At 73.2% G+C, this 20,216-nt stretch carries 13 protein-coding genes and 1 pseudogene; 10 read left to right on the top strand and 4 right to left on the bottom strand.

The genetic code is table 11. The annotated features are described in order from the left end of the window. Positions 1-9: 9 nt before the first annotated feature. The 4 genes and pseudogenes from AB0917_RS03620 to AB0917_RS03635 all read right to left on the bottom strand — a co-directional run. Positions 10-399 (bottom strand): VOC family protein, encoded by a 390-nt coding sequence (locus AB0917_RS03620; RefSeq protein ID WP_366817797.1) that lies wholly within the window; start codon positions 397-399, stop codon positions 10-12. Continuing rightward, entirely contained in the window at positions 396-689 is a 294-nt protein-coding gene (locus tag AB0917_RS03625) for a metalloregulator ArsR/SmtB family transcription factor (RefSeq protein WP_366817798.1), read from the bottom strand. The genes AB0917_RS03620 and AB0917_RS03625 overlap by 4 nt, the downstream gene beginning before the upstream one ends. A gap of 77 nt (positions 690-766) precedes the next feature. Further along, positions 767-2,242 carry an MFS transporter gene (locus AB0917_RS03630; RefSeq protein ID WP_366817842.1) on the bottom strand — a complete coding sequence of 492 codons (1,476 nt, stop codon included), beginning with the start codon at positions 2,240-2,242 and terminating at the stop codon, positions 767-769. Between the two features lie 197 nt (positions 2,243-2,439). Further along, positions 2,440-2,640: pseudogene (locus tag AB0917_RS03635) on the bottom strand (hypothetical protein); the annotation flags it as partial. 301 nt (positions 2,641-2,941) lie between these two features. On the opposite strand from AB0917_RS03635, the gene AB0917_RS03640 reads away from it, so the two are divergent. From AB0917_RS03640 to AB0917_RS03685, 10 genes are all read left to right on the top strand, one after another. Beyond that, positions 2,942-3,730 carry an ABC transporter ATP-binding protein gene (locus AB0917_RS03640; protein ID WP_366817799.1) on the top strand — a complete coding sequence of 263 codons (789 nt, stop codon included), beginning with the start codon at positions 2,942-2,944 and terminating at the stop codon, positions 3,728-3,730. Further along, positions 3,727-6,312, top strand: a complete 2,586-nt coding sequence (locus AB0917_RS03645) for an FtsX-like permease family protein (RefSeq protein WP_366817800.1) — start codon at positions 3,727-3,729, stop codon at positions 6,310-6,312. The genes AB0917_RS03640 and AB0917_RS03645 overlap by 4 nt, the downstream gene beginning before the upstream one ends. 351 nt (positions 6,313-6,663) lie before the next feature. Beyond that, positions 6,664-6,942 carry a hypothetical protein gene (locus AB0917_RS03650; RefSeq protein WP_366817801.1) on the top strand — a complete coding sequence of 93 codons (279 nt, stop codon included), beginning with the start codon at positions 6,664-6,666 and terminating at the stop codon, positions 6,940-6,942. Positions 6,943-6,957: 15 nt separating this feature from the next. Beyond that, positions 6,958-9,081: an AfsR/SARP family transcriptional regulator gene (locus AB0917_RS03655; protein ID WP_366817802.1), complete on the top strand. Its 2,124-nt coding sequence runs from the start codon at positions 6,958-6,960 to the stop codon at positions 9,079-9,081. 5 nt (positions 9,082-9,086) lie between these two features. Then, complete coding sequence (locus AB0917_RS03660) at positions 9,087-11,369, top strand: TOMM precursor leader peptide-binding protein (protein ID WP_366817803.1); 2,283 nt, start codon at positions 9,087-9,089, stop codon at positions 11,367-11,369. Next, positions 11,359-13,383, top strand: a complete 2,025-nt coding sequence (locus AB0917_RS03665; RefSeq protein WP_366817804.1) for a TOMM precursor leader peptide-binding protein — start codon at positions 11,359-11,361, stop codon at positions 13,381-13,383. The genes AB0917_RS03660 and AB0917_RS03665 overlap by 11 nt, the downstream gene beginning before the upstream one ends. A gap of 101 nt (positions 13,384-13,484) precedes the next feature. Further along, positions 13,485-15,077, top strand: a complete 1,593-nt coding sequence (locus tag AB0917_RS03670) for a nitroreductase family protein (RefSeq protein ID WP_366817805.1) — start codon at positions 13,485-13,487, stop codon at positions 15,075-15,077. A gap of 15 nt (positions 15,078-15,092) precedes the next feature. Continuing rightward, positions 15,093-17,963 carry a lantibiotic dehydratase gene (locus tag AB0917_RS03675; RefSeq protein ID WP_366817806.1) on the top strand — a complete coding sequence of 957 codons (2,871 nt, stop codon included), beginning with the start codon at positions 15,093-15,095 and terminating at the stop codon, positions 17,961-17,963. Beyond that, positions 17,960-19,108: a lantibiotic dehydratase C-terminal domain-containing protein gene (locus AB0917_RS03680; protein WP_366817807.1), complete on the top strand. Its 1,149-nt coding sequence runs from the start codon at positions 17,960-17,962 to the stop codon at positions 19,106-19,108. Before AB0917_RS03675 ends, AB0917_RS03680 begins: the two co-directional genes overlap by 4 nt. After that, positions 19,105-20,214, top strand: a complete 1,110-nt coding sequence (locus AB0917_RS03685) for a M50 family metallopeptidase (protein ID WP_366817808.1) — start codon at positions 19,105-19,107, stop codon at positions 20,212-20,214. Before AB0917_RS03680 ends, AB0917_RS03685 begins: the two co-directional genes overlap by 4 nt. The last annotated feature ends 2 nt before the right edge of the window (positions 20,215-20,216 follow it).

The following is a 20,216-nucleotide window of genomic DNA, read 5'->3' on the forward strand; positions in this document are numbered from 1 at the left end:
GCCGCCGCCCTACGCGCTCTGCATGATCTGGATCAGGTTGCCGCAGGTGTCGTCGAGTACGGCGGTGGTGACGGGGCCCATCGCCAGCGGCTCCTGGGTGAAGTGGACCCCGAGGCCGCGCAGCCGGTCGAACTCCGCCTGTACGTCGTCCACGGCGAAGGCGGTGGCCGGGATGCCGTCCTCGGCCAGTGCCGTCGTGTACGGCTTCACGGCGGGGTGCTTGTCGGGCTCCAGCAGCAGTTCGGTGCCGTCGGGGTCCTCCGGCGAGACCACGGTCAGCCAGCGGTCCTCGCCGCCCATCGGCACGTCGTGCTTCTTCACGAAGCCCAGCACGTCCGTGTAGAAACGCAGGGCCTTCTCCTGGTCGTCGACGAAGACGCTGGTCAGGTGGATCCTCATGAGGTGCTCTCCGGTGTTCTCGGCCTGAGCCATCGGCCGGCGATGTGCTCCAGGGGTGCGGTGTCCAGGTCGTGGAACTTGTAGCGGCCCTGGCGTCGCGTGACGACCAGGCCCGCCGACTCCAGGACGGCCAGGTGCTGGCTGACCGCCTGCCGGGACAGCCCCAGGCCGTGTTCGGTCACCAGTCGTGCGCATATCTCGAACAGGGTCTGGCCGTTCCGATCCGTCAGCTCGTCGAGGATGCGCCGTCGGGTGGGGTCGGCCAGGGCCTTGAAGACATCTTCCGCCATGGTTCCCACCATAGGCAAGTGATGACTTGCCTATCAAGGCCCCGGCCAGTCCGTCGTCCCCGGGGCGTCCGGCAGGCTCAGGGGGAGTCGCCCTGGGCCGCGTCCGCCTCGTCGATGAGCGGGAAGCGGCGCGGGGCGAGGACGACGAGGGCGAGCAGGGCCAGGGCCGCGGCCCCGGCCGCGCCTATGTAGACGTGGTCCACCGCAGCGTCGACCGCCCGGCGCAGGTGGTCCGTCGCCGCCTCGGAGAGCGCCCCCGGGTCCTCCAGGGTGCGGGCGACCGCGTCGAGGTCGTCGGGGAGGCCCGGTACGGGGGCGTCGAGGAGGCGGGCGGCCAGGACGCTGTTGGCGACGGCGCCGAAGACGGCCGCGCCGATGCTCTGGCCGACCTGGCGGCAGAAGAGGACGGAAGCCGTCGTCGTACCGCGCTCCGCCCACCCCACGGTCGACTGCACGCCCACGATCAGGGGGAGCTGGAAGAGGCCGAGGGCCGCGCCGAGCAGCAGCATGATCAGGGCGGGCTGCCAGGGTTCGCCGGGGTAGGGGAGCAGCGGGAAGGCCAGCAGGACCAGCAGGGCGGCGCTCATGCCGATGATGGCGGTGAGCCGGAAGCCGATGCGGTTGTAGACCCGGTCGGAGAGGGCCGCCGAGACGGGCCAGCTCAGGGTCATGACGGAGAGCACGAAGCCGGCTGCGATGGGGCCGAGGCCGAGGACCGACTGCGCGTACGTGGGGAGGAAGACGGTCGGCGCGACTATCAGCAGACCCATCGCGCCCAGCGCCAGGTTGACCGAGGCGATGGTGCGGCGGCGCCAGACCCAGCCGGGGATGATCGGTTCGGCCGCTCGCCGTTCGATGACGACGGTCAGGGCGGCCAGGGCGGCGCTCGCCGCGAAGAGCCCGAGCGAGGGCGCCGAGAGCCAGGGCCAGGCCACCCCGCCCTGGACGAGCGCGGTGAGCAGCAGGGTGCCGGTGGCGAAGACGGCCAGGGCGCCCGCCCAGTCGATACGGGGGCGGGTCGCCGGTCGGGGGCGTGCGGGTTCGTGGAGGTGGCGGACGACCAGCCAGAGGGCGATGGCGCCGACCGGCAGGTTGATGAGGAAGATCCACCGCCAGTCTGCGTACCCGGCGAGCAGCCCGCCGACCACGGGTCCCGCGACCGCCGAGGTGGCCCAGACGGTGGACAGCCTGGCCTGGATGCGCGGGCGTTCCTTCAGTGGGTAGAGGTCGGCGGCGATGGTCTGGACGGTGCCCTGGAGGGCGCCGCCGCCCAGCCCCTGGACGACGCGGAAGGCGATGAGCGCGCCCATGTTCCAGGCGGCGGCGCAGAGCAGGGAGCCGACCAGGAAGAGGATGATGCCGGCGATCAGGACCGGCTTGCGGCCGAAGGTGTCGGAGAGCTTCCCGTACACGGGGAGTGTGACGGTGACGGCGAGGAGGTAGCCGGAGAAGAGCCAGGAGAAGACGGTGAAGCCGCCGAGGTCGCCGACGATCTGGGGTACGGCGGTGGAGACGATGGTGCCGTCGATGGCGGCCAGCGCCATGCCGAGCATGAGGGCCGCGACGACGGGGCGGCGGCCCCGGGGGGTGGTGAGGGCGCCGGGTGGTCCGGCCGCCCCGGCACCGGGGGTGTCCGGGCCGGGCGGGGCGCCGGGGCCCTCCGTACCGTGCGTACCGCCCGTGCCGCCCCTGGCTTCCGTGCCGCTCACCGGTTTTCCTTCCCTATGCACGTATCTCCCGGGGCACTGTCTCATCCCGGGCGGCGGTGTGGGGGAGTTCGGGCGAGGTGCTGTCCGCGGAGGCGACCGGCTCGGAGGTGGAGCTCGGGCGGGAGGCCGGTCCGGCGCAGGTCGGCGGGGAGGTGGCGCATGTCGTTGGCCAGGAGCACGGAGGCGGGGCGGCCGGGGGCGTAGCGGATGACGGTCGGGGCGGCGTCGGCGTGGCTGTTCCCAGCTCCTGGTTCCCGGTTGTCGGCGGGGACCCTGACACCGCCTCCTCCGGGAGGCCGACTCCCCCTAGGGGGCACCCCCTCATAGTGGCCAGGGCCCCTTCCTCCCGGCGGAGGACGTGGAGGGCGAGGGGGTTTCCTTAACCTGTTCTTACGTCGCGCTTGCGGCCCGCAGCAGGGGGGAGGGTGGGGAAAACCCCACCTCAAGACTGCGCTGGGCACCATCGCGCCGGACCGCTTGCTGAACCCAGACTTGGACCGTAATCGACGACGTCCAGTCATCGATCGATATAGGAGACATACCGTGACAACGGCTGTAACCATTCCCAGGCACGGGGGCACTGGAGGGCGTACGGCCGTCGCGGCGCGAGCGCGGCAGGTCGTCAAGGCTTACGGCAGCGGGGAGACCCGGGTCGTCGCGCTCGACCATGTCGACGTGGACATCGCCCGCGGGCAGTTCACGGCGATCATGGGCCCGTCCGGCTCCGGCAAGTCGACGCTGATGCACTGCCTGGCCGGTCTCGACACGGTGACCTCGGGCGAGATCTTCCTCGACGAGACCGAGATCACCCAGCTGAAGGACAAGAAGCTCACCCAGCTCCGGCGCGACCGGATCGGCTTCATCTTCCAGGCGTTCAACCTGCTCCCGACGCTCAACGCGCTCGAGAACATCACGCTGCCGATGGACATCGCGGGCCGCAAGCCCGACGCCGACTGGCTGCGTCAGGTCGTGGAGACCGTCGGGCTCGCCGAGCGTCTCAAGCACCGCCCCACCCAGCTCTCCGGCGGTCAGCAGCAGCGCGTGGCGGTCGCCAGGGCGCTCGCCGCCCAGCCGGAGATCATTTTCGGTGACGAGCCCACGGGGAACCTGGACTCCCGGGCGGGGGCCGAGGTCCTCTCCTTCCTGCGCAAGTCGGTCGACGATCTGGGCCAGACCATCGTCATGGTCACCCACGACCCCGTCGCCGCCTCCTACGCGGACCGGGTGCTCTACCTCGCCGACGGCTCCATCGTCGACGAGATGTACAACCCGACCGCGGACCAGGTTCTCGACCGCATGAAGCACTTCGACGCACGTGGGCGGACGTCATGACTGTCTGGAAGACCTCGATGCGCAACTTCTTTGCGCACAAGGGCCGGATGGCCCTCTCCGCGGTGGCGGTGCTGCTGTCCGTGGCGTTCGTCTGCGGCACGCTCGTCTTCACCGACACGATGAACACCACCTTCGACAAGCTCTTCGCCGTGAGCTCGCCCGATGTCACGGTCAGCCTGAAGGACGCCCAGGAGAACGACGAGCACCCCGCCAACGGCAAGCCCGTCTCCCTGCCCGCCTCCCTCGTCCCGCAGGTCGAGAAGGCCGAGGGCGTGAAGAAGGCGGAGGGGGTCGTCTTCTCCATGGCGGTCACCGTCGTCGACAGCGAGAACAAGAACATGGGCTCCGATACCGGAGCCCCCACCATCGCGGGCAACTGGACCGACAACGACCTGCGTTCGATGGAGATCACCTCCGGTCACGCCCCCCGGGGCCCCACCGAGGTGATGATCGACGCCGACACCGCGAAGAAGCACAAGCTGGAGATCGGTGACGAGCTGCGCACCATCGCCGCCACCGGTGACATCAAGGCGAAGATCAGCGGCATCGCCTCCTTCACCGTCACCAACCCGGGCGCGGCCGTCATCTACCTCGACACCGCCACCGCGCAGAAGAGCCTGCTGGGCGCCCCCGATGTCTTCAACCAGGTCGCGGTGACCGCCGAGAGCGGCGTCAGCCACACCCAGCTCAAGAAGAACGTGGCCGCCGTCCTGGACGGTTCCACCGCCTACAAGCTACAGACCCAGCAGGAGGCCACCGAGGCCAACAAGGACTCGATGGGCGCCTTCCTGGACGTCATGAAGTACGCGATGCTCGGCTTCGCCGGGATCGCCTTCCTCGTCGGCATCTTCCTCATCGTCAACACCTTCTCGATGCTGGTCGCCCAGCGGACCCGCGAGATCGGTCTGATGCGGGCTATCGGCTCCAGCCGCAAGCAGGTCAACCGGTCCGTGCTGCTGGAGGCGGTCCTCCTCGGCATCGTCGGCTCCGTTCTCGGCGTCGCCGCCGGCATCGGACTCGCCGTCGGGCTGATGAAGCTGATGGGCGCCGTGGGCATGGAGCTGTCCACCAGGGACCTCACCGTCGCCTGGACGACCCCCGCCATCGGCCTCGCGCTCGGTGTCGTCGTCACCGTCCTCGCCGCGTACATACCGGCCCGCCGGGCCGGCAAGATCTCCCCGATGGCCGCGCTCCGCGACGCCGGGACCCCTGCCGACGCCAAGTCCGGCTGGGTCAGGGCCGGGATCGGCCTGGTCCTCACCGGGGCCGGCGGCGCCGCCCTGTGGGCGACGGCGCAGGCCGACAAGGCCACCGAGGGCTCCGGATACCTCGCCGTCGGCGTGCTGCTGACCCTGATCGGCTTCATCGTGATCGGCCCGCTGCTGGCCGGTGTCGTCGTGCGGGCCCTCAGCGTCGTCATCCTGCGGCTCTTCGGCCCGGTCGGCCGACTGGCCGAGCGCAACGCGCTGCGCAACCCCCGGCGTACGGGAGCGACCGGCGCGGCCCTGATGATCGGCCTCGCCCTGGTGGCCTGCCTCTCCGTCGTCGGGTCCTCCATGGTGGCCTCGGCCACCGAGGAGCTCGACAAGTCGGTCGGCGCGGACTTCATCGTCCAGGACACCGGTACGGGCCGGCCGATCGTGCCCCAGGCCGCCGAGGCCCTGCGCGCCGTGCCCGGCCTGGAGCACCTGACCGACTACACGTACATCAAGGCGAAGGTCACCGCCCCCGACGGCAGGACGGTCGACGAGGGCATCACCGCCACCGACCCGACGTACCAGCAGGACGTCCGCCGCACCGCCGTCGCCGGCGACCTGGCGAAGGCGTACGGCAAGAACGCCATGTCCGTCGGTGAGGACTACGCCGAGAAGCACGGGGTCAAGGTCGGGGACACCCTCACCATCGCGTTCAAGACGGGGGAGAACGCGAAGCTGAAGGTCGCCGCCATCACCTCCGACGACACCAACATCGACCGCGGCGCGATGTACACCAACATCACCACGGCGACCTCCCACATCGCCGCCGACAACATGCCGCAGAACGTGGCGATGTTCGGCAAGGCCGAGGAGGGCAAGGAGAAGGAGGCGTACGCGGCCCTCAAGAGCGCGCTCGCCGAGTACCCGGTCTACAAGGTGCAGAACCAGGCCGACTTCAAGGAAGATCTGAAGAACCAGATCGGCCAGCTGCTGAACATCGTCTACGGCCTGCTCGCCCTGGCGATCATCGTCGCGGTGCTCGGTGTGGTGAACACCCTCGCCCTCTCCGTGGTCGAGCGGACCCGGGAGATCGGCCTGATGCGGGCCATCGGCCTCTCCCGCCGCCAGCTCCGCCGCATGATCCGGCTGGAGTCCGTGGTCATCGCCCTCTTCGGCGCCCTGCTCGGACTGGGCCTGGGGATGGGCTGGGGCACGGCGGCGCAGAAGCTGCTGGCCCTGGAAGGCCTGGAGGTCCTGGAGATCCCGTGGCCGACGATCCTCACGGTCTTCGCCTGCTCGGCGCTGGTCGGACTCTTCGCCGCACTCGTCCCGGCCTTCCGGGCGGGCCGGATGAACGTCCTCAACGCCATCGCGACGGACGGGTGATCAGGACGGACGGACGGGTGATCAGGACAGACGAGTGACCAGGAAGGACGAGTGACCAGGAAGGGCGGGTGACCGAAGGGCCCTGCACACCGGTGAACAGCCGATGTTCACCGTAGGGTGGCCCGCAGGTCCCGGGGCGTTCCTCCAAACGCCCCGGGGCCGCATCCGCTCATCAGCCGTTCCCCGACAGCGCCCGCCGGTCACGGCGGGCGCTGTCAGGTTGTTGCACGGTCGGTCACCGCCGTGTGCAGCAAGCTGACACGACCGCACCTCTTCGTCCCTGTCCCGCGCTGGCATCGTCGTCCCTACCGGGACTCCCCGGCATGGACGCCACCGACGAAAGGGGACAACGTGTACAGGACTTCGCCCCACTCGAAGCCGCGCCGCTCGCCCCGCACCGCCGCCGCCCTCGCCACCGGCACGGCCCTCGCCGCCGTCACCCTCCTGGCCGGCCCCGCAGCGGCCGCCGCCCCCCGGACCGCCCCGGCCCCCGCGACACACGCCTCGGCGACCGGTGCCCCCGAGTACGTCACCCGGCTTGTCTGTACGGAGTTGGCGGGGGCCATCGGCCAACTGCCACCGGAATCCGTGCCCGTCCGGGTGTGCAAGCTGGTCAACGGCTGGGACTAGGGCCGGTCCCTCGTGATGCGGTTTCAGCTTCTGGGTCCGCTGGCCCTCGCGGACGGCCCGGACGTCGTGGTGCTCCAGCCCTCCAAGCCCGTCATCCTGCTCGCCGCGCTCCTCCTGCACGCCAACTCCACCGTCTCCGCCGGGTACTTGCAGCGCGCGGTGTGGGGCGAGGACCAGCCCGCCACCGCCAAGGCCGCCCTCCAGACCTGTGTGCTGCGGCTGCGCCGGCTCTTCACCAAGCACGGGGTCACCGGCACGTCCATCGAGGCGGTCCCCGGCGGCTACCGGATCACCGCAGGACCCTCCACCCTGGACCTCCTCGGCTTCCGTGACCAGGTGCGCCGGGCCACGGCCCTCGGCCGGGACCCGGAGGCGGAGCTCTACACCCTCAAGGACGCCCTCTCGCTCTGGCAGGGCTCGCTGCTCGCCAACGTACGCTCCGACGTCCTGCACCGGGACGAGGTGCCCCGGCTCTCGGAGGAGCGGCTCCGTGCCGTCGAGCGGGTCTGCGATCTGCTGCTGGGGCTCGGGCGCTGCGGCGAGGCGCTGGTCGACCTGTGGACCGCTACGCGCGTATACCCCGGGCACGAACGGTTCCACGAACAACTCATCGAGGCGCTCTACCGCACCGGTCGCCAGTCCCAGGCCCTCGCCGAGTACCGCAGGGTCAAGGGTTTCCTGCTGGACGAGCTGGGCGTGGACCCCTCACCGTCCTTACGGCAGCTGGAGCTGTCCATCCTGCGCGGCGAGGACCTCGGGCCCGGCGGGGGCAGCGGGGCCGGTGTGATCGGTGCGGCCGGCGGGAGGGCAGGGGCTGTCGAGACCGGCGCGCCTGCCGGGACCATCGGGTCTGCCGGGACTGCCGGGACTGCCGGGACTGCCGGGTCTGCTGCGTCTGCTGCGTCTGCCGGGTCCCCTGGGGCCGTCGCGCCCGCCCTGGGCCCCAGCTCGGGCCCCGCCCTACATCCCGGCCCAGGCCCAACCCAGGGTCCGGGCCCAGGCCCAACCCAGGGTCCGGGGCCCTCCTCGCGGGTCATCCAGGGCGAGACCGTCCCCCTTCCGGCCGCCGCCCCCGGAGTCGGCCCCGTCCCCGCCGTCCCCCACTTCACCGGCCGCGAGGCGGAGGCCGCCGCCATGGCCGCCCGCCTCACCGCACCGCCGCCCCCGGGCGCCGACGGCCAACGGCCCCTCACCGTCCTGGTCTCCGGCGCCCCCGGCATCGGCAAGTCCGCCCTCGCCCACCACGTCGCCCACCTCGTACGGGACAGCTTCCCCGCCGGCCGGCTGCTCGTCCGGATGACCCGGGCGGACGGCCACCCCCGTACGGCCGACGAGGTCGCCGCCGAAGTGGCCGCCGCGCTGGGCCCCGGGCGGGCGGGCGAACGCGCCCTGCTCGTCCTGGACGACGTGGTCGACGCCGACCAGGTCCGCCCGCTGCTCACACCGGGGGTACGCGCCGGAGGGCCACTCCGGGCGCCCGCCGGAGGGCCCGCGGAGGGGCCCGCCGAAGGCCCGGACCTCGCCGTCGTCGTCACCAGCCGGATGGGGCTCGGCGGCCTCATCGCCACCCACGGCGGCTGGGTGCACCGGCTCACCGCCTTCACGGAGGCGGAGTCGTACGCGCTGCTGCTCGCCGCCCTCGGCACGGAGCGGGTGGAGGCCGACCCCCGTGCCGCCCACCGACTCACCGCGCTCTGCGGCCACTTCCCGGCCGCCCTGCGCATCCTCACCACCCGGCTGCTGACCCGCCCCGGGCTGCGGCTCGGCGACGCCGTCGACTGGCTCGGCGACGACCCGCTGGCCCGGCTCACCCTGACCGACTCCCCGGACCACTCGGTGAGCGGTCTCTTCGACCGCGCGCTCGGCCGCCTCGACCCCCGCCTCTCCGAGGCCCTCCTCCGCATCGGCACCGGCCCACCGGAGCTGCTGGGCGGGCCCGGGACCACGGGAGCCCCGGAAGGCGGCGGGGCCACGAAGAACCCCGCCCACCCGCCCGTCCCCGAAGACGTACTGGAACAGCTCGCCGACGCCGGACTCCTGGAGGACGGGCCGCCCGGCCCGTACCGCATCCATGACCTGCTCCGCGCCCATCTGCGAAGAACCGTCCGGATCCGCAACCGCCGCACAGAGAAGGTGTGATCCCCATGGCCGAGAGCGCCGCACCCTCCGCCCCCGCCCCCGCCGCGCCCGCCGCCACCGGGGCCTTCGACGCGCTCGCCGGGACCCGGCCGCGCATCCGCCGGGACGTCCTGTTCACCGAGACCCCAGGCGGGGTGCTCTTCCACAACGCCGACGGCGGCTTCCACCTCACCGGCCGCACCGCCTACCGCTTCGCCTCCCTCGTCGTCCCCCACCTGACGGGACAGCACCGGCTGGACGAGCTGTGCGCCGGGTTCGGGCCGGCCCAGCGGGCGATGGCCGCCGAGCTGGTCAAGACGCTGTACGCGCGGGGCATCGCCCGCGACATCCCGCAGACCGAGGCCACCGGGCCCACCGAGGCCGGCGGGGACGGGCTGAGCCCCGAGATCGCCGAGCGCTTCGCCGCCCAGATCGCCTACGTCGACCACTACACCGACAACGCCCCCGCCCGCTTCGCCCGCTACCGCACCACCCGCGTCGCCGTCCTCGGCGACGACGAGACCGCCCGCTGGTGCGCGCTGAGCCTGCTGCGCAACGGCTGCGCCCGGATCGGGACCACCACCGCCCACGACGACGTCACCGCCGAGGCCGCCGGGGCCGGCGCCCGGGTCGAGACGGTCGGGACCCGGACCGGGACGGTCGAGTCCCAGGCCCGGACGGTCGGCGCCGGGACGGACGCCGACTGGGCGGAGCTGGAGGGGTACGACGTCGTCGTGGTCACCGGGTCCGGGGCCGGGGCGCGCACCCACCGGCTGCTGGCCGCCGGGGTCCCCGAGGGGGTGACGCTCATCCCCGCCTGGCTCTTCGGCCGCCGGCTGATCGTCGGCCCGCTCGCCACCGCCGCCTCCACCGGCTGCTGGTCCTGCGCGCTGCTGCGCCTGGGCGGCAACGTCGACCCGGGCACCGCGGCCGAGCTGTGGAGCGAGGCGGCCGGTGCCGTACCGGTCTCCGGCGACGCCCTGGCCGGGCCGGTCGCGGCGATGGTCGGCAACCTCGTCGGCTACGAGATCTTCCGCCTCACCACCGGCGCCCTGCCCGCCGAGACGGACGGCCAGGTCCTCGTCCAGGACCTGGAGTCGCTCGACGTGATGGCCGAACCGGTCCAGCCCCACCCCCGCTGCGCCCGCTGCGCCGCCCTGGAGGCCGACCGGGGGCCGGAGCCCGCCGCGCTGCCGGACATCCTCGCGCTGCCGGTCACCCCGACCGTGGAGACCGCCCGGGACGCCGAGGCGCTGGTCGAGGAGTTGAACCGGGTCAGTACGGCGCTGGTGCGCCCGTACACCGGGATCTTCCGCCGGTACGACGACGAGGAGCTGACCCAGACCCCGCTGAAGCTCAGCCGGGTGGAGGTGGCGCTCGGGGGCGGGGTGCGCCGGCGGATCGCCGCGTTCGACGTGCACCACCTGGCGGGGGCGCGGATGCGGGCCCTGTACGCGGCGGCGGAGGCGTACGTCGAACACGTGGTGCCGCTCGCGGACGGCGGGCAGGACGGCCCCGAGGCGGTACGCACGCTCCGGCCCACCGCCCTGACCACCCACGGCGGCACCGGAGCCGAACCCACCGCCTGGGCCACCGCGACCTCGCTGATCAGCAAGGAGACCGTACGGGTCCCGGCTGCGGCCCTGCGCCCCTTCGGCCCCCACAACCGCGACCGGGCGCACCTCGCGAGCCGGGCCGGTTCCGGGGCGGGCGGCAGCGCGGCGGAGGCGGCGGGGCTCGGGCTGCTGTCGGCGCTGGCGCACGACGCGCTGGTGCGGGCGGTGCGGGGTACCACCCGGGTGAGCCCGGTCGCGGCCGACGGGAGCGACCCGGAGCTGGTGTTCCTGCTGAAGTCCGCCGCCAACCTGGACATCGCCGTGGAGTTGCTCGACCTGGGCGAGGCCGAGCGCACCTCGGCCCACGCGGTCCTGGCCCGCGAGGCCGACGGCCCTTCCGCACAAGGGCGTTGGGCGGTCGGGGCCGGGCTCTCCCGGCGTACGGCGACCGCCTGCGCCCTGCGCGACCTGCTCGGCCAGGTGCAGCTCGCCGCCGAGGACCCGGACGCGCCGGTCGACCTCGGCGACCCGCTGCTGGGGGACCTGGCCCCGGCGGCCGTCGCGGTGGGCGGGGAGTCCGTGGCGGTGGACGCCCCGGCGACCACGTTCGACGCGGTGCTGGACCGGCTGCGGTCCGCCGGACGGGACGCCCTGTACGTGGGGACGACCCCGGCCGATCTGCCGTCGGGCTCCATCGCCACGGCCCGGGTGCTGCTGACGGTGGACGGCGAGGGCGGCCCCGATGCCCGTTGAGACCCCGCAGCGCGAACTGCCCGTCCTGGAGGAGTCCACCCGGCTGCTCGCGGAGCTGGTGACGGCAGGGCTCACCCGGCACGGCGGAGCGGGGGCGCAAGCCGTACCCCTGGACGTCCGACCCCTCGGCGTGCACGACGCGTTCAGGACCGAGGAGCCGCCACCGGCCTCCGCCGTCCCGGTGCGCTACTACGGCCGGCACGCCGTCGTCGGCCCCTTCCCGGCGGCGGACGGTTCCACCGGCCACCTCCCGTGTACCCGCTGCCTGGAGCGCCGCTGGCAGGCCGTGCGCTCGGTCGCCCTGCGCGAGGCGCTGGAGCTCGGTTCGGGGACCCGGGCGGCGGGCCCGTCCCCGTACGTCACGCCCTTCGCCGCCGAGGCCCTCGCCGGGGTCGTCGCCGCCCGGCTGGACGGCGGCGGACCGGCGGCCGGGGCCTTCCCCGCCGTCCATCTGGTCGACCTCCAGACCCTGGCGGTACGCCACTACCCGCTCGTCCCGGACCCCGAGTGCCCGGTCTGCTCCACCCCCGAGCCCGACACCGACGAGGCCGCCACGATCACGCTGAGGCCCGCGCCCAAGCTGCGGCCGGGCAGCTTCCGGGTCCGGGACATCGGAACGTACGAACTCCCCGTCGAGCCGTACGCCAACCCCGTCTGCGGCTCGCTGGGCCCCTCCGTCGTCCAGGACGTCTCCTCCACCTCCACCTCCGCCACCATCGGCTGCTTCTCGATGCGCTCGGGCCCGTACCTGCGCGAGACGTTCTGGGGCGGGCACGCCGACACCTTCGCCGAGAGCGTGCGGATCGGGGTGCTGGAAGGGCTCGAGCGGTACGCGGGCATGCGCTCGCGGGCCAAGCGCGCCCAGGTGCACGCGAGCCTGGACGGGCTGCGGGCGGAGGGCCGGGCAGCGGTGGACCCCCGGGTCGTCGGGCTCTACTCGGACGCCTTCCACCGCGCCAACCCTCGTGTGCTGCCGTTCACTTCGGACCGGGTGATCCCCTGGGTGCGCGGCTGGTCGCTGCGGGACCGGCGGACGGTTCTCGTGCCCGAGGTGCTCACGTACTACCACGCGCCGGGCCTGGAGAACCGGTTCGTGCAGGAGAGCTCCAACGGCTGTGCGTCCGGCGGGGCGTTGGAGGAAGCCGTCTACTTCGGGCTGATGGAGGTGGTGGAGCGGGACGCGTTCCTGCTCTCCTGGTACGGGCGGGCCGCGCTCCCGGAGATCGACCCGCGCACCAGCCGCCGCCCGGCCACCCGGCAGATGGTGGATCGGCTGGAGATGTACGGCTACGAGGCCCGGTTCTTCGACACCCGGATCTCCTTCCCGATCCCCGTCGTCACCGGGGTCGCCGTCCGCCCCGACGGCGGGCCGGGCCGGATGTGCTTCGGCGCGGGCGCCGGACTCGACCCGGAGGCGGCGCTGGCCGGGGCGCTCTGCGAGATCGCCACCGACGCCGTCAACCTCCAGGGCCGCACCGAGCGCGACGAGGAGCGGCTGCGGGCCATGGCGTACGACTTCGACAAGGTGGCGGCGCTCCACGACCACCCGCTGGCGTACGGCATCCCGGAGATGGGCGACCACGCGGAGTTCCTGCTCGGCGCGCCGGGGGCCGTACGTCAACCGGCCCGTTCCTTCGATGAGTTGTACGGGGACGGGGACGGGGACGGGGGCGGGGGCGACGGCGGGAGCCGGGCCGGGCTCCGGGGCGGAGGCGGCCGGGGGGTCCTTCCCGTCTCCGACGACCTGCGCGAGGACCTCGAGCGGTGCGTGGACGCCGTCACGGGCGCCGGGTTCGACGTGGTCGTGGTCGACCAGACCATGCCCGAGCAGCGGGCCCTGGGGCTGACCACGGTGAGCGTCCTCGTGCCCGGTCTGCTGCCGATCGACTTCGGCTGGAGCAGGCAGCGCGCCCTGCACATGCCCCGGCTGCGCACCGCGCTGCGCGAGGCGGGGCTGCGTACGGCGGACCTGACCGACGCCGATCTCAACCCGGCCCCCCACCCGTTCCCATGACCGCGCCCCCGCGCCGGCTCCGGCTTCCTCTCCCCGCCGCCGCTCCGGCCTTCTCCGCTCCCGCCTCCGCTCCCTCCTCTGCCGTGACCAAGGAGCTCGCCATGGGATACGCCCATGAATACGCCGCCGCGATCATGCATCGCGGCCGGGTCCCGATGGACCCCGCAGACTACGTACCGAACTGGCAGGACGGCCCCCGCAAGGCCAAGTTCTACCCGGGCGCCGACAGCTTCCCGCTGCCCGACGCCCCCTACCCCGCCGACGCCACGCTCGACCGGGGACTGTGTACCGAAGGGGGGCCGGAAGACGGCGAGTTCGACCTCGCCACCCTCTCCGGCATGCTCCGGGACTCCTACGGTCTGACCGGCCGCCGCCTGGGCGTGCAGGCCAACACCGACCTGAGCGCCCTGCCCTACTACCCACTGGCCAACTGGTCGCGCGGCTCGGCCTCCGGAGGCGGGCTCTACCCCGTCGGCGTCCACTGGGTCTCCGGGCCGAGCGGCCCCGTACCGCCGGGCGTGCACTACTACTCCACCCGCCACCACGCCATGCAGCGGCTGCTCACCGGCGATGTGTCCGGCGAGGTGCGCGCCGCGCTCGGGGAGGGTGCGCCGGGCCCGGCGACCGACCAGTACCTGGTGCTCTCCATCAAGTTCTGGCAGAACTCCTTCAAGTACAACAGCTTCTCCTTCCACGCCGTCTCCATGGACCTCGGCGCCTGCGTGCAGACCTGGCGGATGTGGGCCGCGGCCCGGGGCCTGGCGGTCGAGCCGGCGCTCTGGTTCGACGAGGAGCGGCTGGCGGCCCTCCTCGGCGTGGACCCGGAGGAGGAGGGGATCTTCGCGGTCGTCCCGCTGAAGTGGGCGGGATACGACGGCCGTTCGGCGGAGGGGACCGCCCGCGTGCAGGCCCCCGCCGCCGTACGCCGCAAGGACGTCGAGCGTTCGCGTACGGTCCTCACCTTCGACGCGCTGCTGCGCATGCAGGCGGCCACCTCCGCCGACGCCACCGCCCGCCCGGCCCCCGGCGCGCTGGCCCCGGCCGCCGCGCACCCCGTCGACCCGGCGGGCACGGAGGTCGAGCTGCCGCCCGCCCGGCCGCTGGAGACCGACGTACGCACCGCGCTGCGCGACCGCCGCTCCAGCTTCGGCCGCTTCGAGGCCCAGCAGCCGGTGACACGAGAGCAGTTGGCGGCCTGCCTGGCCGCGGCGGACGCCGGATCACGGCTCGGCGGGGACACCGGTGAGGTGCGACTCGCCAAGCTGTACGCGTTCGTCAGCCATGTGGAGGGGCTGGAGCCGGGCTCCTACGCGTACGACCCCGAGCGGCGGAGCCTGTGGCGGGTGAAGGAGGGGCGGCCGGGGGAGTTCCTTCAGAAGAACTACTTCCTGGCCAACTACAACCTGGAGCAGGCCGGGGCCGTCCTGGTGCCGACCGTCCGGACCACCGCCGTCCTGGACGCGGTCGGCGACCGGGGATACCGCCTGGTCAACGCCACCATCGGGGCCGTCGCCCAGTCCGTCTACACCGCCGCCTCCGCCGTGGACCTGGGCTGCGGAGTGGCGCTCGGCTTCGACAACATCTCCTACATCGAGGAGCTGGGTCTCGAAGGGACGGGCGAGGCACCGCTGCTGATCATGATGATCGGCAATGAACGGCCCGCGTCGGCCGACTTCCGCTACGAGATCGCCTGAGCGGGGGAGCCGACGATGAGTGAACGAGTCAACTCGCCGGTGATACGGCCCGCGTTCATGGTCCGGGTCGCCGGGCTTCCGGCCGAGAGCGTGCGGGGCCTGCGCTGCCCGCAGAGCCGCCGATGGGCCGACGAAGTCCTGGATGAGTCCGCCCAGTTGGCGCTGGTCGCGGAGAAGGCCGCCGACCAGCTCCACGACCTGGTCGGGGGCAGCGACGACGAACCGATGCGCCGGGCCCTGCTGAAGCTGCGCCGGGACGTCTTCAACAACCGGCTGCCCGCCGCCGACGCGGCCGACCGCCTCCTCGAACGCGTCCGCGCCCTGGACCCGGCCGCCGCCTCCACCGTCGCCGACTGGCTGACCGGCCGCCGGGCGCTGGACGAGCGGCGCGGCGCGGGGGCCGGCCTCCTCGCCGCCGAGACCGGCCGCAGCCGCGAGGCCCTGCGCGGACTCGCCGGTCACGAACGGCTGCGCCGGGCCCTCCTGCTCGCCTCACCGGCCCTGGACGCCCAGCTCGACGCGTACCGGAAGCAGACCCCGCCGACGGGCGCCCGGCCCGGAAAGAAGCAGCGCAAGATCGAACGCTCGCTGCTGTCGTACGTGTACCGGACGGCGTGCAAGACGAGCCCGTTCTCCACCTTCACCGGGGTGGCGCTGGGCTCGCTCACCGGCTCCGAGGGGCTGCGGCTGCGCGTGGCGGAGGAGTGGCGGGCGCAGGCCCGGCTCAACGTCGTCGCGCTGGGCCGCCTCGCCGACGCCGTGATCGCCGACCCGGCCCGCCGCGCCGACCTGCCGGTCGCCCCCGCCTCCGGGTGGGGCCGCGACGACGACCGGGTGCGGTACGTGCGGCGGTGGGTCACGGCGGGCGACGACGACACCGCCGTCACGTTCGACGCGGTGAAGGACCGGCTGTTCTTCCTGCGCCGCAGCGGCACCCTGGACCGGCTCCTCGGCCTCTTCGAGGAGCGGAGCGGGACCGTGCTGCGCTACGGGGACCTGGTGGAGTGGCTGACCCGGGACCAGGGGGCCGCGCGCGAGGAGTGCGAGCAGTACCTCGGGGCGCTGCTGGATGTCGGCATGGTCCAGGTGCCGTGCCTGCGGACCGAGGTCCACGACACCGACCCGCTGCGCGCGTTCCAGGGGGCGCTGCGCGGCCTGGAGCGCCCCTGGGCCGACCGGCTCGCGGACCGGCTGGAGGAGCCCGCCCGGTGCGTCGAGCGGTTCGCGGACGCCTCGCCGGACGAGCGGCGCGTGCTGCTGGACGCGTTGCGGGCGGGGCTGCGGGCGGTCCAGGAGGAGGAGCTGGGGGCGGAGCGGGCGAAGGTCCCGCAGACGCTGCTGTACGAGGACGCGGCGGCGGGCGGGGGAGTGGGGCCGGGCAGGCGGAGCGGGGGTGCGGAGCCGGGCTGGGAGAGCGAGGGTGCGGAGCCGGGCAAGGCGATCGGGGGTACGGGGACGGGCGCGGCGAGCGGGGGTGCGGGTTTGGCCTCCGGCGCCGTGCGGGGGCCGGAACCGGACGGGACCGGCCGGGGCGTCGCGCTGGACCCGGACGCCTGGCAGGAGCTGGCGGCCGGGCCGCTGGCGGCCGTCGAGCGGGTGCTGCCCGCGTTCGACCTCACCCTCCCCCAGCGCATCACCTTCGAGGGCTTCTTCCTCGCGCGGTACGGGCGCGGGGGCCGGTGCGACGACCTCCTGAAGCTGGTCCACGACTTCCACGAGGACTTCTTCGACCAGTACATGACGTTCACCGCCACCCGCACCGCCTACGACGCCGACGGCACCTACGTACCGGAGGTGAACTGGCTGGGCCTGGAGCGCCTCCGCGCCCTGGACACCGCCCGGCGCACCTTCACCGCCCGGATGGCCGCGCTGTGGGAGGCGGCGGGGCCGGAGGCGGCCGAGGTGCGGGTCGACGACGCGTTCCTGGCCGAGGTCGCCGGTGAACTCGACGGCCTGGCACCCGGCTTCGCACCGATGAGCCACCACCTCCAGATCGCCGACCGCCCCGGCGACCCGCTCGTCGTCCTCAACCGGTCCTACGGCGGGGTCTCGTTCCCCTTCAGCCGGTTCACCCAGCTCTTCGACGGGCTCGACGAGCACCTCTTCGCGGGCGCGGAGACGATCGTGCCCGAGGGGGCGGTCCTGGCCGAGGTCACCGGCGGACCCGTCACCAGCAACCTCAACCTGCACGGCCGGCTGACCCCGTACGAGATCGTCTGCCCGGGTGAACGCGGCACGTTGGAGCAGGAGTTCAGGATCTCCCTGGACGACCTCCACCTCCTCCACGACCCCGAGGCCGACCGGCTCGTCCTGCGCTCGGCCCGCCTGGACCGCGAGGTGATCCCCGTCTACCTCGGCTACCTCGTCCCCCTCGCGCTCCCCGAGCTGCCCCGCACCCTGCTCCTCCTCTCCCCGACCTCGATGGCCCCGCTCAACGTGTGGGGCGGGGTCCCCGAGGGCGCCCCGGACGCGGGCGGGGTCACCACGAGGCCCCGGGTGCGGCACGGCTCGCTCGTGCTGAGCCGGCGCAGCTGGAGCGCCCCGGCCGCCGCGCTCCCGCTGCACGGGGCCGGGGCCACGGAGGACGGCTGGTTCCTGGACTGGCACGCCTTCCGGCGCGCGCACGGGCTGCCCGACCGGGTCTTCGCGACCGTGTCGGACTCCGGGGCCCGGGGCGCGACCGGGGCCAAGCCGCAGTACCTGGACTTCGACAGCCCCCTCTCCCTGTCGGCCTTCGAGGCCCTGATCAAGACCCCGGAGGCCCGTGTGGTCTTCCGGGAGGCGCTGCCGGACGAGGACGCCCTGCACACCGTCTCCGGCCACGGCCGCCATGTCGCCGAACTGGCCGTGGAGACGGCCGTACCCGTCCGCAGGAGGACCGCATGACCCCACCCGTCACCACGACCGCAACGGCGAACGGCACCGGCGCCTGGCAGGCCACCCACGTCTTCTACGCCGCCAACCCCCGCCCCTTCCTCCTGCACTGCGTCCGCCCGCTGGTCGCGGAGCTGGAGGCGGACGGGCTGCTCGCCGGGTACTTCTTCATCAACTACTGGCTGGAGGGACCCCACGTACGCCTGCGCCTCAGGCCGTCCACGCCCGACGCCGCACCCGAGGTGGCCCGCCGCACCGAGCAGGCCGTGGACACGTTCCTCGCGGAGCGGCCCGCGCTGTACGAGGTCGACTCCGGGTTCCTCAACGACTTCTACAACACCCTCTTCGAGATCGAGTTCCCCGGCAGCGAGCGCGGCCACTACATGGACGACCAGGGCCGGATGAACCTGCGGCCCAACAACTCCCGCCACCGGGAGGCGTACGAGCCGGAGTTCGGGAAGTACGGCGGCCCGGCCGGGATCGAGCTGGCCGAGTGGCACTTCCGGCACTCCAGCGACCTGGTCATCGACGCGCTCGCCACCAAGAACCTCCACCTGCGCACGGTCCTCCTGGGGACCTCGGCCCAGCTGATGATGGTGATGTCGTCGACGTTCCTGCCGGATCGGGCGGAGCTGACCCAGTACCTGGACAGCTACTACGAGTTCTGGCACCGGGCCTTCCCCGGGACCGGCTTCATCGGCACCGACGAGTACGACCGCAACTACGCCCGCACGGCGGACGGCCTGCGCGACCGGTTCACCCGCATCCGGTCCGCCACGGCCCCGCCGGGTAACGCGCGCTCGCTCCCCGGCTCCCTGGCCGGCTGGGCCGAGCACTGCGCCGAACTCCGCGACCGGGCACGGAAGCTGGCCGTCGACGGGGACCTCGTCTTCCGGTCCTGGGACGGCGAGCGCGACGAGCAGGTCACCGACCCCGCCGTGGCGCTTCCGCTGCTGCTCTCCCCGTACATGCACATGACCAACAACCGGCTGCACGTGACCATCCGGGACGAGGCGTATCTCAGCCATGTTCTGGGCCGTGTCCTCAAGGAGTCCGGCGAGGGGTCCGGGGAGGAGTCCGCCGAGGAGACCGGCGAGGGGTCCGCCCCGGAAACCGCGAAGGGGTCCGCCACGGAATCCACCAGGGAGTCCGCATGAGCGCTTCCGGGGCTTCCGCCGGGCTCGCCGCCTACCGGCCCGAACTGCGGCCCCGCGTCCTGCTCAGCGACCCGCTGCTCGACGGAGCCGCCACCGTCCATCTGATCAAGGACACCGAGAGCGGCAACTCCTTCAAGGTCGGGGCCAAGGAGCACTTCCTCATCGCCCGGATGGACGGTCAGCGGAGCCTCGCGGAGATCGGTGAGGAGTACGCGGGGGAGTACGGGCGGCGGCTGGGGGACGCCCACTGGCAGCAGATCCTCACCATGCTCGGGACGAAGGGGCTGCTGGCCGGGACGCCGGTGCAGGCACCGCCTGTCACCCCGCCCGAGCCCCGCACCCTCCTGCGCGGCACGCTCCCCCTGGTGGCCGACGCGGACGCCTCCACCGCCCGCCTCCACCGGGTCTTCGGCTTCCTGCTCGCACCCTGGGCGATGGTGCCGCTGCTGGCGCTGGTGGTGGCCATGGAGGTGGTCGTCGTCGCCCGGTCCGGCGAACTGCTTATCGCCGTACGGGAATTGTTCACCAACCCCGTCCTGCTCACCGGCACGGCGATCCTGCTCTGGCTGAGCACCGCCCTGCACGAACTGGCCCACGGGGTGGTGGCCCGGCACTACGGAGGGCAGGTCGCGGAGATCGGGCTGCGGTGGCGGCTGCCCGCCGTCATCATGTACTGCACGGTCGACAACTACCTCCACCTGGGCAGCCGTCGGCACCGCATCGCCACGGCGGTGGCGGGCGCGGTGATGAACCTCCTCTTCCTGCTCCCCTTCTGCGCCCTGTGGCTCTTCGCCCCGCTCGACGACGCCACGCACCAGGCGCTCGCCGCCCTGCTGCTCCTCGGCAGCGTCCAGGCGTTCGCGATGCTCGTGCCGCTGCCGCCGCTCGACGGATACAAGATCGCGAGCCAGCTCGCCGGGGCCACCGGCCTCGCCGCCTCCGCCGGCGGCTACCTGCGGCTCGCGCTGCGCCGCTCCCCGGAGGCGGCCGCCTACCCGCGCCGCGCCCGTATCGCCTACTCCGCCTACGTGTTGGGCACGGTGCTTGTTCTCGCCGCTGTGGTCGCGGCGGCCGTCGCGGGCGCCCATCATCTGCTGACGGCCTGATG

It is taken from the genome of Streptomyces sp. NPDC007346, from assembly GCF_040703535.1.
In the GTDB taxonomy this organism is placed as follows: domain Bacteria; phylum Actinomycetota; class Actinomycetes; order Streptomycetales; family Streptomycetaceae; genus Streptomyces.

Excerpts from the sequence above, each read along its gene's own strand:
- AB0917_RS03620 (WP_366817797.1), bottom strand. The coding sequence starts at position 399 with ATGAGGATCCACCTGACCAGCGTCTTCGTCGACGACCAGGAGAAGGCC.
- AB0917_RS03625 (WP_366817798.1), bottom strand. The coding sequence starts at position 689 with ATGGCGGAAGATGTCTTCAAGGCCCTGGCCGACCCCACCCGACGGCGC.
- AB0917_RS03630 (WP_366817842.1), bottom strand. The coding sequence starts at position 2,242 with ATGCTCGGCATGGCGCTGGCCGCCATCGACGGCACCATCGTCTCCACC.
- AB0917_RS03645 (WP_366817800.1), top strand. The coding sequence starts at position 3,727 with ATGACTGTCTGGAAGACCTCGATGCGCAACTTCTTTGCGCACAAGGGC.
- AB0917_RS03655 (WP_366817802.1), top strand. The coding sequence starts at position 6,958 with ATGCGGTTTCAGCTTCTGGGTCCGCTGGCCCTCGCGGACGGCCCGGAC.
- AB0917_RS03660 (WP_366817803.1), top strand. The coding sequence starts at position 9,087 with ATGGCCGAGAGCGCCGCACCCTCCGCCCCCGCCCCCGCCGCGCCCGCC.
- AB0917_RS03665 (WP_366817804.1), top strand. The coding sequence starts at position 11,359 with ATGCCCGTTGAGACCCCGCAGCGCGAACTGCCCGTCCTGGAGGAGTCC.
- AB0917_RS03670 (WP_366817805.1), top strand. The coding sequence starts at position 13,485 with ATGGGATACGCCCATGAATACGCCGCCGCGATCATGCATCGCGGCCGG.
- AB0917_RS03675 (WP_366817806.1), top strand. The coding sequence starts at position 15,093 with ATGAGTGAACGAGTCAACTCGCCGGTGATACGGCCCGCGTTCATGGTC.
- AB0917_RS03680 (WP_366817807.1), top strand. The coding sequence starts at position 17,960 with ATGACCCCACCCGTCACCACGACCGCAACGGCGAACGGCACCGGCGCC.
- AB0917_RS03685 (WP_366817808.1), top strand. The coding sequence starts at position 19,105 with ATGAGCGCTTCCGGGGCTTCCGCCGGGCTCGCCGCCTACCGGCCCGAA.